The organism is Rhodococcus sp. FG69 (genome assembly GCF_057808915.1).
Genome location: NZ_JBMDIX010000075.1, coordinates 1 through 10,758, shown reverse-complemented (window position 1 = coordinate 10,758; position 10,758 = coordinate 1). Strand labels below are relative to the sequence as shown.

Genomic DNA, 10,758 nt, shown 5'->3' with positions numbered 1-10,758 from the left:
CGGGGTGGGGACTTTCACCTGGCCACCAGCGGGGACTTCAACTTGGCCATTGACAGGGCGTTTTTGCTACTTGCGCCGACGTCGGGCTTTTGCCAGCCGGACAGCCCGTGCGCACACGGGATCCGACAGCAAGGGTGCCCATTCGCGAAGTTCGCGAAGAACGATCGGCAGAAGAGCGATGAGGACGTAGTTGTCCATGACGCCACCTCCGCTTCCGGGGTGATGCCCACCGTGGTGGGCGAATGTCCCGCCGCATGGTCGCGGCAGGAGTCTGGGGCTTGATGCAGGCATGAAAAAACCCGACTCGCTGAACCGCGAAATCGGGTGTTGGGCACAGTCGTGCTACCGGTATTCAGTGTGACAGCAACACCAGTTACTCGCTCGACGACACGCTGGATCAGTCATCGCACGTTCGGCAAACGGGGCCGGTTTGAGGCGTCGTACCGCTCAACCGCCCGAGCCTATCGGGCGAGCGGGCCTAAGCGTCCACGTAGCCGGGCATATCGTTGAGAGGTTGTTGCGGCCCAGCCACTGGTGAGAAGCGCTTCGTTGAAAGCCGGACCCGTTTTTGGGCGCACGAATAGCGCTTCTCACATCATACCTGTGTAAAACCAGGAACCTGCAGCTAGATCGCGGCGCGCCACGTTCAGCTTCGAGTGCCGGCTGCGACGACCTCGCTTCCTGTGTGAGGCGCTGTCGAGTCGGGGCCCGGTAGCGAGTCAGATCCGCGAGCCGCTCGGCACAACAGACGGATCTTCCATGGAAGCACTGTCTCCGCAGCTCAAGCTGCGTCTTCTGCGATACCCACTGACATTTACTGCGGCCTACCACTGACATCGAGTGAGGTATGCCCAGGTCAGGCGACTGACTTTTTCGTGCGGCCTCTCAACCCACCTCGCGCTTCTTACCCGCATACCCCGGCCTGTGTAGTCACCCATATTTTTATAGATGTTGACAACGTAAATTGCATTTTCCGCACCGTCTCGCCCGAAATGCCAGCTCAGCACAGCTTTCACTCCGCGGACATGTCGGTGGCCTGCGCTAGGCTGCCGACATGGACTTCCGACCAGGCCAAACACCTGCGTTAAGCGCATCGCCCGGCTCTGCCGGGCTTGCGTCGACAGCAGTGGAGCCCGAAATCCCGCCGGCTGTTGCCAAGCGGATCGCCAAAGCGGTCGAATCGTCCCGCTCCGACGGGACCCGCCGTACCTACGCCGCCGGGTGGCGACGCTTCGCCCGCTGGTGCGAGCGGGAAGGACACGCGGCGTTGCCTGCACATCCGGTCACCGTCGCTGCGTATCTCGTCGATGCCGCGGACTCCCGCACCGAAACGGGGGAGCGGGCGTACGCCGTCGCCACCTTCGGGACCTGGATCGCCGCGATCAGTTACCAGCACTGCACAACAGGACACCTGTCCCCGTCGGCGCACGAACTCGTCACAGCGACGCTGTCCGGAATCCGCCGAGAGTGCGCCGCCGCGGGCGACCGGCCCCGCACACCACGTGATCCACTATTGGTCGACGACATCAAATTGCTTGTCGAGACCGCCCGGGAACGGTGCCGGGGGTGGGCGGACGAGGTTCTGGAGCGCCGTGATTCGGCGATCCTGCTGCTCGGGTTCGCCGGCGCCTACCGCCGCAGCGAACTCTCCGAGCTCGGCTGCGGCGATGTCACCGTGCACCGGCACGACGGCCTCCACATCCGACTGAGGAAGTCGAAGACCGACCAAGAGGGCAGGGGGGCGGTGAAAGCTCTGCCATACACCGACTCTCACGAGACCTGCCCACCCTGCGCGTACGTCCGCTGGATCCAGGTCATCTCAGCATTCGATGTCGGCGGACGCCCGTCCGTGATCCGACTACTGCGGAAGCCGGAACCGTTCACCGAGCACGTGTGCCGCGGGGGAATACCTCGCACCGCCGCCCGAGCGCCGCTGCTTCGCGCCGTCGCGAAGAACGGCAACCTCGGCAGCACGGCACTCTCGGGGGCCGCGATCCATCTGACCATCCGACGCCGCGCCGAACAGGCTGGATACGACCCCACCGCGCTAGCAAAGCTTGGTGGTCACTCGCTCCGCGCGGGGTTCGTCACTCAAGGCACTCGGAACGGCGCCGGGGGCTCCGCGATCGCCCGGCAGACCGGCCACGCCAGCCTCGACTCCGTCGAGGTCTACCGCCGCGAACATGCACCTCTCGTGGGCAACGCCGTCAACGACATCGGCCTTTAGTAGCGCAAGTGGGCGGAATTGCGTTGCTCGATGGCGCTCGTACGAAGCGAGGGGGGTCTCGTATACGGCGACTATTGTTCCAGTCTTACGAGCAACCGGCGCCGGGTTATCAATGACGCCGGTAACGATTCGACCAGACCAGATGGTTCAATAATCTCGCACGGTGCACATGGGAGCAGTGCCTTCGCTCCAGAACCTGAGGGGGCGGCCATGCGCCTGACCAGAATTGAAATTTCGAATTACAGTCGGATCCAGGACCTCAACCTCGAAGTGCGTAGGCATGCGGTCATAGTCGGCGCAAACGATGTGGGGAAGTCGTCGATATTGCGCATGTTGAACCTGCTGCTGGGAACTGGTACCGCAGCGATCTACCAGGCCCTCAAGCTAAGCGATCTGCGAGACGTTGAACAGCCACTGGTGGTCAATGCCTGGTGGTCGGAGTTCACAGACAAAAACCGTCGTCCCTTCCCCTCGGAGATCAGCATCGCTGACGATCAGGTCAGCGAGTACCTCTGGGTCCAGATGATCGTCGAGCCAGACCCTGAAGACGACCAGACGGTGACGATTCGGCGGTGGTTTCCGGAAAGCGGGCATGAGAAGGGGCCAAGCCGCGAACAGCTCGAGGTGTTTGGTTGGCGTTATCTCAAGGCGACGCGTGGGGCGTCGCTGATGGACGGTGCCCACAGCCCAGTCCGGACGCTCCTCGCAGCCGCCGACCTCGGAACGAACGAAGAGGCTTTGAAGGGCCTGTTAGAACAGTTCAATGAGAAGATTGCTGGCAACGAGTCCGTCGCCGATCTACTCGGACGCGTAGCTGACCATCTCAGTCGTTCGATGCCACGCGCACTCGCCAAAGATGACTTCTCGGTTCGGACGGTGACCGACCCATCCAGTGACGTATTGCAGGATGTCACGATGTTCCTCAACCGAGGCGGCACCCATGTTCCGTTGATGGAGCAGTCCGACGGCGTCCGCCAGCTCATGTCGATGACGCTTTTTGACCTCGCCGAGGGAACGGCCAACATCCTCGCAATAGACGAGCCAGAGATCCATCTGCACCCGACCAGCCAGCGGACAGCAGCGGACCTACTGAGCGGCGACGGAAATCAGAAGATCATCGTTACCCACTCGCCGTACATCCTGCACCGCTTCGAGCCCGCAGAGGTCATCGCAGTCGACCGGGATGGCAAGTGCCACCAGGTGGGAAAGACGAAGCTGTCGAAGGTTGACAAGGTGAGAGCGCACTGGTGGTCGCCGCGGCTCCTGGAGGCGCTGACGGCTCGCTTCGTAGTAGTCGTCGAAGGTGCCGCCGATCGAGTAATTGTTGAATCGGTGGCCCAGCATTTGGGCGTCGACTTCGATCGCCTTGGTGCGGTGGTTATCGAACTGGATGGCGCCGAAAAGTTCAAGAACGTTTTTCCACTCCTCGGACCCGACGGTTTCGGGCCCACGCTGCTAGGACTAGTCGACGAAGCCGAGAGCGGCTCCTGGGTGGGCGCTTTCGGCGGCAGGCCCCGCGACGTCATCGATAAAAAGGTATTCGTCTCGGCAGCCGATCTTGAGGACGAGTACACCGCCGCACTCGGCGGCCCAGCCGCGGCGAACGCACTCATCGATGGAAAGTTCTGTCACCACCAAGCACTACTGCAGTCCACCGGCGTCGAGACAATCGAGAAAATCGAGGTCACAGCAGTAGCGAAATTTTGCAGAAGCAGAGGCAAAGTGGACGCTGCGACCTGCATCGCTGAAGCCATGACACCGGACACAGCGGAAAAAATCGGCAGCGTGGCGCGTCTCGTGGGTGTTCTACGCGAACTGAGCAGCCAGTGAGTGGGTTTTCGCTCAGTAGAGAACAGCTCGATGCGGCTACGTCATCCAAAAGCCATTTACTGATCATTGCCCCGCCGGGTTGCGGAAAGACAGAGGTTCTGGCGCACCGTGCCGCTCACCAGATCGGCCACCTTGAGCGAAATCAGCGAGTGTTAGCACTGACCTTCACCAAGCGGGCTCGTTCGAACCTCGAAGAGCGACTTCGGTCAGTTCTCGGCCATACGAAGGCACGCCGCCAGATCGTGGTTCACAATTTGCACGGGTTCGCGACGCAGGTTGTCCTCGGACATGGCAGGACGATCGGCCTCGACATGAACGAATTGGTACTTCCGAAAACGAGTACCATGCGGCGGGCCATGGAAGCAGCGGGTCGCGGGTCCGCTATGTATGAGGCCGAGCGAGTCCTGAGCGAAATCAAACGGGCACCGCTCTCGGACGCCGAGGTGTTGTCGGCCATTCGGCAGCGAGGTCCCACGCAGGCAATCGAACTTGCGGAGAGAGTCGAAAGATCGCGGCAGGAGACTAACCAGCTGCACTACGACGACCTACTTCGACACGCGCAGCGCCTGCTCCGCATTCCCGCAATCGCGCGGCTTTATCAGGCGCACTTCAACGCCGTTTTGATTGACGAGTTTCAAGACCTTTCAATGCAACAACTAGATCTCGCCCTATTGAGCTGCACGTCAAGACGTACTTTTGCCGGAGATCCTCTCCAAGGCATCTACTCGTGGGCAGGGGCCGCGCCGGCCGAGGTTGAGGCGGAAGTTCAAAGAACATGCGGTCAGCCAATTAGGTTGCGCGAATCTTATCGGTCTTCGCCGAAAGTGCTCGATGTGGTCAACGCCGTGAGCGAGCAGGTCAATCCAGGTTCCAGTCTGGTGTCCGCGCAACCGCAGCTGTGGCCAGGCGGCGGATACTCCGCAGCTCTCGTGCTCCCGGACGGCGCGGCAGAGGCGGAAGTACTGCGGCGCGTCGCAAGATCGATTATGGAACGGGCCCCCGAGGCATCCATCGGAATTATTACCCGGGCGGGATGGCGCCGCAAGAACATTGACGCGGCATTCGCCGAGGAGACAGCATTCCCTGTCCGTCGTTGGGACCTTGCGATCGATGACCCCGGAATAGTGGCGCTGATCCAGTCCACCGTTGCAACCCTGCCGCACGGGTCAAGCATCGGTGACGCCCGACTGGCGGTGCTCAAGTCCCTGGACCCTGCCGACGTCGACGCGCGTGAGCTGGTCGATGACGCTTTCGACACCCTGGAACAGGGCGAGGCCGCTCCGGCGAAGGTCGCCGTAAGATCAATCAAAGCGTCCGATCCCAAACAATCGGTAGGTCCTGGCGTCCACCTGCTCAACGCGCACACTGGTAAAGGCCAGCAGTTCGATTGGGTGTTCGTAGTCGGCTTGGAGGAAGGGCATCTGCCAGGCAGGCGAAACAGTGCGGGAGACGCGCTAGCAGAGGAGCAGCGCGTCCTGCTAGTCATGCTCTCCAGGGCTCGTCACGGCCTAGTCGTCACAGGGACACGAATGACCGACGGTGCCTACGGGCCGTACCAAGCCACGCCGAGCAGGTGGTGGTCCGGGCTCGGGGTACAGCACTCTTCCACTGCATCGGATATTGAAGCTCACCTCGACGCAGATCTGGCAGCCGCGGCACCGAAGACGTAGCGGCTGCCGATTACAAAAGCACTGGCGAGCCGCTTCCCTCCGCTCTTAAAGTGGCAAGTCTTGCGCATCGACCAACGGAATCCCCGACAAAGTTCCGGATGACGAGAGTTCCATCGGCTCGCGTCGACATCGGCAAGCCTCGCCTTGCGGTCAGATATAGGTTGACCAACCTTGTTGCACGGCATCGAGGAGTGAACTTCGTCGGCGGGGGTTTGGAGTCCATGCCGGCGGCGAACCTGGGATGTTCATCCACCGCGGTAGCTCGTCGGCGCGCGGTCCAGGCCATCTGAGACTGAGCTCGCCAACTCGTTTGGCGCCAATATGCTCTGCAATGTCTCTTCCGAGTAGGAAAGCTGCGCCTAGGGATTCGTCCATCTCGAACTGGTCGAGGACCTCGTGTCCATCGTTGTACAAGCGTTCGGTGACCTTACTGGAATTGGTGTACCAGAAAAGCACAGTGGCGATGTCGCCAGCATCCTTGTATTCGTATCGCATGCTTCTATCTAGCCAGGCGGCGAGCTTGAGCGCGCAATACCCTGGGACTGCGGGGATCTTGATTGGTCCGACGGAGGGCAGGGGGAGTGTGTGAGCCCCATCGAACACCTCCTGGAAAGCCCAAACACTGAGGTCTCGGGCAGGCGGGTCGGGTACCACCCCAATCGGGTCCTCGATGCCGCCGAACGGAACAAGGTCCGTTGGGACACCATCCACTTCATACCTGATTCCCGTGTCACCAAGCTTGGGGAGACCATCAACGATTTCCGCGTACGTTCCCCAGCCCGCAATCGCGAACGCAATGTCCAGGTCTTCCGTGGCTCGCAGCAAGAACTGGTGGCCCAAGGAATCGTGAAGCAGGTTTCGGCTATGGGCACCGAGAAGCATCAGATCGGCCGGACGCAAGTGATCGGTTTGGGCTAGCAGCTGTGCACTGACGCGGTCGACTATCTCAAGCAGCTGGGGATCACACTTTTCCGGGTTGAACATTCTGGTCTCTCCATGTTGCAGCTACTTGGGCCAGCCTCGGGTCGTTGGCTGCGAGCAAGTCAGCGTAAACGAGCGGCCAAGGCGCGTTGGAAGGCCCTCCAGCTCCTCGGTGGTTATCCTTTTGACCATTCTCCGGATCTCGCCAAAACTGTTGCAGAACAGTGACATTAGGCGATCTTTCAGGGTCGTTTCGCCATCTGTTGTCGAACGCCATTTTGCGGTCGTAGTGGTCCAAGTACACGGTCAGGGTGGCTGGGCGGTAAATCCCGACGCCACCTGCGGATTCACCACTGAGGTACGCCTCTTGAGGCGGCCGAACGTCGATACCCGTCGGGTCGTCTGAGTGGAAGGTGGCGATTACGAGCTTTCTCCGCAGACCTCGCGAGTACTCCGCCGCCCATGGCTCGAGTAGATCTAGCGTCTGGTGATGGCGTAGGGGAGAACCTCTGTAAATCAATCCCGCATCATCAAGCAGCGCGAGGACGTTATGGGCCTGGCCCAACGACACGCCTGCAACTGTTGCCACGTCTTGAACTCTTGCCATTGCAAGATGTGGCCACGACAGGAGTGCGAAGATCACCTGCGAGCGACGGGGACTGAAAAGGTTCCTCGGCGCAACTCGAAGTTGGGACTCGCTAGCAGGACGAAGAGCAACGCCTTGTTCTCTATCTCGAACGCTAGCTCGTCTACCCCGGATGTCGATGTAGACGTCGCCGAATTCGAGGTAGGTGTTGCCTAGACCGTCCACGTACTGGATTCGTAGGTCGCGTAGTGAAGTTGCGCTCCGTTCAGTGATCCTCTCACCGATGGCCAGCACAGGCGTCTGTTCGTCGTACAGTCGTAGGTTAGAAAGTCCCGCGTAGGTCAACGACGGAGCATAGACGACTCGATACCTCTGCAGGTTTTCGTTTCGGACCAGCATGACGATAGCGTCAAACCCCTGGTCGGGGGCGTCGGCCCAGCTGAGGCTGCTAATCGAGATCCCAACATCGGACAGGCTGTACAGGGTTTCTTCGAGCCAGTTTCGTTCTAGTGAGTTCACTTCGGCTGCCAATCGTAAATTTTCAGCTTATTGTGCTTTTCATTCTAAATGAAAAGCTGATAGAACTGAAAGTTCAGCGGAAACTCATCCGGGATACTTGAAGAAGCAACCATAATCGTCCGAGAGCTGCGGTCGCCTGCCGTCGAACTTCGGACGGTTGTAGGCGTGACGTCATGGGCGGCAGTGCTACCAGTGTCGGCACGGCCACAAGCGCAGTCGCGGCATCCGGTGCCGGTGTTCCGGTCAGATGCCGGTCGTCCACCGTAGGCTTCTGCCAGCACGAAGACACGTTCGATTGCACCTTTCTTGGCCCGGCTCTAAGCCACCGTCCACCGTTCCAAAGACGCCACGTAGGAGCCTCCCGATGAAGATCAAGACCCTCTACGTCCGGTTCTACAAGTCGTTTAACTACGACTACCTCCGCAAAAGCCATCCGAAGGCCGTACCGGACGAGTGGGACCGACTGCCAGAGTCTGGGTTGTTCTACCCGTTCGTGCGCGTCCCCATGGAGCCAGGGATCACTACGGTGGTCGGCGCGAACGAGTCCGGGAAGAGCCAGCTGCTCGGCGCCATCAAGTGTCTGCTGACCGGCGAGGACATCGAGCGCCGCGACTTCTGCCGTTACTCACAGTTCTTCACCGTCGGAGGCGAGATGAAGAAGCCAGAGTTCGGTGGCGAATTCACCGACCTCAGCGAGGAGCAGGTCGCCGCGGTCCGGTCGATCGCGAGCCTAGGTGAGTCTGTCTTGGTCGAAACGTTCCATTTTTTTCGCATGAACACCGGTCCCGTCGTGTACGCGAAGAACGGGACCGACTGGACTGAGGTAAAGGTCAAAGCCGCCGACATCAGATCTTTGGGCCTACCGACCTTCTTCCTGATTGACGCGAACACGCCACTGCCCGACAGCGTCCCGCTGGCCTACCTAACCGCGACAGACAAGGCGAAGAAGGCAAGGCCACGCAAAAATATGCTGCGCTGGATCGAGAACATGATCACGAATCCCGATTGGTTTGGCAGCAAGGAGACGATCGATAAGGCGACACCGCAACTCATCGAGGACTACACCGCATTCAATACTGTCGACGAGGTCGACGACAAGCATCTAATGAAGCGCCTCGAACTGGCCGAGAAACTGCTCGTTCAGGTCGCAGGCATCGGCAAAGACGCGTTCGACCAACTGAAGACCGCCGTGAAGAACCACGACGGCTACGCCAACGGCATCGTCAAAAAGATGAACGAGGACCTGGCAAAAGCGCTGAACTTCCCGAAGTGGTGGTCCCAGGACTCCGAGTTCTCCCTGACGTTAACCCTGCGCGACTTCGACCTAGTCTTCACGGTCCGAGACCGCACCGGCAGCGAGTACGCGTTCAGCGAGCGCAGTGGCGGGATGAGCTATTTCCTATCCTACTTCGTTCAGTACCTCTCGCATGCCCCGACTGGGGCGCAGGAGATCCTGCTGATGGACGAGCCGGACGCGTACCTATCGATGCTCGGCCAGCAGGACCTGTTGCGGATCTTCGCATCATTTGCCGAACCAACGAACAAGTCGGTGAAGCCGATTCAGGTTGTGTACGTGACGCACTCGCCGTTTCTCATCGACAAGAACCACAGCGAACGGATCCGCGTCCTTGAGAAAGGGGATGGCGAAGAAGGCACCCGCCTGGTCGCAAACGCGGGCCGCAATCACTACGAGCCTCTCCGTTCAGCCTTTGGCGCCTTCGTTGCCGAAACGACCTTCATCAGCAACTGCAACCTAATGCTCGAAGGTCAGGCCGACCAGGTGCTACTCGCTGGCATCAGTTCACTTGCCCGTCGCGCCGAGAGCACTGGAGCCACGCTGAACTTGAACAGCCTGTCCCTAGTTCCATCTGGATCGGCTGAGCACATCCCATACATGGTCTACCTCGCCCGGGGCCGCGACGTCGACACCCCGGCTGTAGTGGTCCTACTGGACGGCGACGACGAGGCTGATGGCATCCGCCAAGAACTGAGGAAGGGCTATCGCGACAAGAAATACGTAGACGATGAGTTTGTGATCCAGTCCAGCGACCTCGATATCAACGATGTGTCGGTGGCATCCGACTCGATCCGCGAGATCGAGGACCTCATCCCGGTCGACCTAGTCGTCATGGCGATACGACACTATGCCGCCGAGGTCCTGTCACCCGAAGAGGCCGCCGAAGTTGCCGCGGCCGTCACGACCGTGCCCGTTGCGGCAGGCCAAAAAGTCTTCAAAGCAGCTGAAGTCGCATGCAAAAAGGCAGGAACCAAATTGCGGCTCGACAAGGTCGGGTTCGCGCGGGCTGTCCTCCACTGTTTAGAACACGAAGCAGACCAAGACCTGCAGGCGCTCACCACAGCGAATTTCGAGCAGTTGTTCGCTCGCATTAATAGGGCGCAACGCCAGGCAGTCCGCGTGAATGGTCGTGAGCGCGTCCGCAGGACGCTAACCCGTCACAAGGACGCGTTCCTGCGAGATCACCGAACGTCAGCCCTGCGCCGCGATGTAGAGGGTCTCTTGGAAGACATCGAGCACCAGCTGACAGAAGTCACCGACGAGACCGAGCGAGTCCGCAAAGACATACGTCTGATCCGCAGGGACTTCGACCTATCCTCGGAACCCGGCGCGGTTGTCGGCAACTACGACGACTTCAAAGAGCGACTCGAAGCGCTCCCCTATGGCGGAGTGCAGGCGGTCCAGGCCCGCTGGCCGGTTGAGCCTTCACGGCCGACGGCCCGAGGTGTATCTGTCATCTAGAGAGCCTCGTGACGGAAGAGTAGTCCAGGCGGCACTGCAGACGGACTTGTCCGACGAATGCTTATTCACCGCAGCCAGTCAGCAAAGCCAACGACGCGTCAACGTGTCTTGACAGTGCGGTAACTGTCGTTGAGGTACCGGGCGGGTGTGCTCCTGCGTGTGGTTTTCTTGTGGTCGCTTACAGCACCCTGATGACGGCGCTCAGTGAAAGTGCCCAGATCTGATCTCTGAAAGTGCTCATCCGTGT

General features: G+C 60.1%; 7 protein-coding genes and 1 pseudogene. 5 read left to right on the top strand and 3 right to left on the bottom strand.

From position 1 onward, the window contains the following. Positions 1-66 precede the first annotated feature (66 nt). Positions 67-198 (bottom strand): hypothetical protein, encoded by a 132-nt coding sequence (locus tag ACODSO_RS28725; RefSeq protein WP_274611674.1) that lies wholly within the window; start codon positions 196-198, stop codon positions 67-69. 856 nt (positions 199-1,054) lie between these two features. On the opposite strand from ACODSO_RS28725, the gene ACODSO_RS28720 reads away from it, so the two are divergent. From ACODSO_RS28720 to ACODSO_RS28705, 4 genes and pseudogenes are all read left to right on the top strand, one after another. Further along, positions 1,055-2,227, top strand: coding sequence for a site-specific integrase (locus tag ACODSO_RS28720; protein WP_489040022.1), 1,173 nt, complete (start codon positions 1,055-1,057; stop codon positions 2,225-2,227). Positions 2,228-2,437: 210 nt separating this feature from the next. Then, a complete protein-coding gene (locus ACODSO_RS28715) occupies positions 2,438-4,057 on the top strand; it encodes an ATP-dependent nuclease (protein WP_489040021.1) in 1,620 nt (539 codons plus the stop codon). Continuing rightward, positions 4,054-4,794 (top strand): annotated as a pseudogene (locus ACODSO_RS28710) (UvrD-helicase domain-containing protein); the annotation flags it as partial. The gene ACODSO_RS28715 and the pseudogene ACODSO_RS28710, both read left to right, overlap by 4 nt. A 96-nt stretch (positions 4,795-4,890) precedes the next feature. Next, positions 4,891-5,727 (top strand): 3'-5' exonuclease, encoded by an 837-nt coding sequence (locus ACODSO_RS28705; RefSeq protein WP_489040023.1) that lies wholly within the window; start codon positions 4,891-4,893, stop codon positions 5,725-5,727. Between the two features lie 150 nt (positions 5,728-5,877). Here the strand turns inward: ACODSO_RS28705 and ACODSO_RS28700 are convergent, their stop codons facing one another. Continuing rightward, positions 5,878-6,711, bottom strand: coding sequence for a hypothetical protein (locus ACODSO_RS28700; RefSeq protein WP_489040020.1), 834 nt, complete (start codon positions 6,709-6,711; stop codon positions 5,878-5,880). Continuing rightward, positions 6,689-7,765, bottom strand: coding sequence for a type IV toxin-antitoxin system AbiEi family antitoxin (locus ACODSO_RS28695; protein WP_489040019.1), 1,077 nt, complete (start codon positions 7,763-7,765; stop codon positions 6,689-6,691). The genes ACODSO_RS28700 and ACODSO_RS28695 overlap by 23 nt, the downstream gene beginning before the upstream one ends. Before the next feature lie 352 nt (positions 7,766-8,117). Here ACODSO_RS28695 and ACODSO_RS28690 point away from each other — a divergent pair, with 352 nt between their 5' ends. Then, positions 8,118-10,511 (top strand): AAA family ATPase, encoded by a 2,394-nt coding sequence (locus ACODSO_RS28690; RefSeq protein WP_489040018.1) that lies wholly within the window; start codon positions 8,118-8,120, stop codon positions 10,509-10,511. Positions 10,512-10,758: the final 247 nt, after the last annotated feature.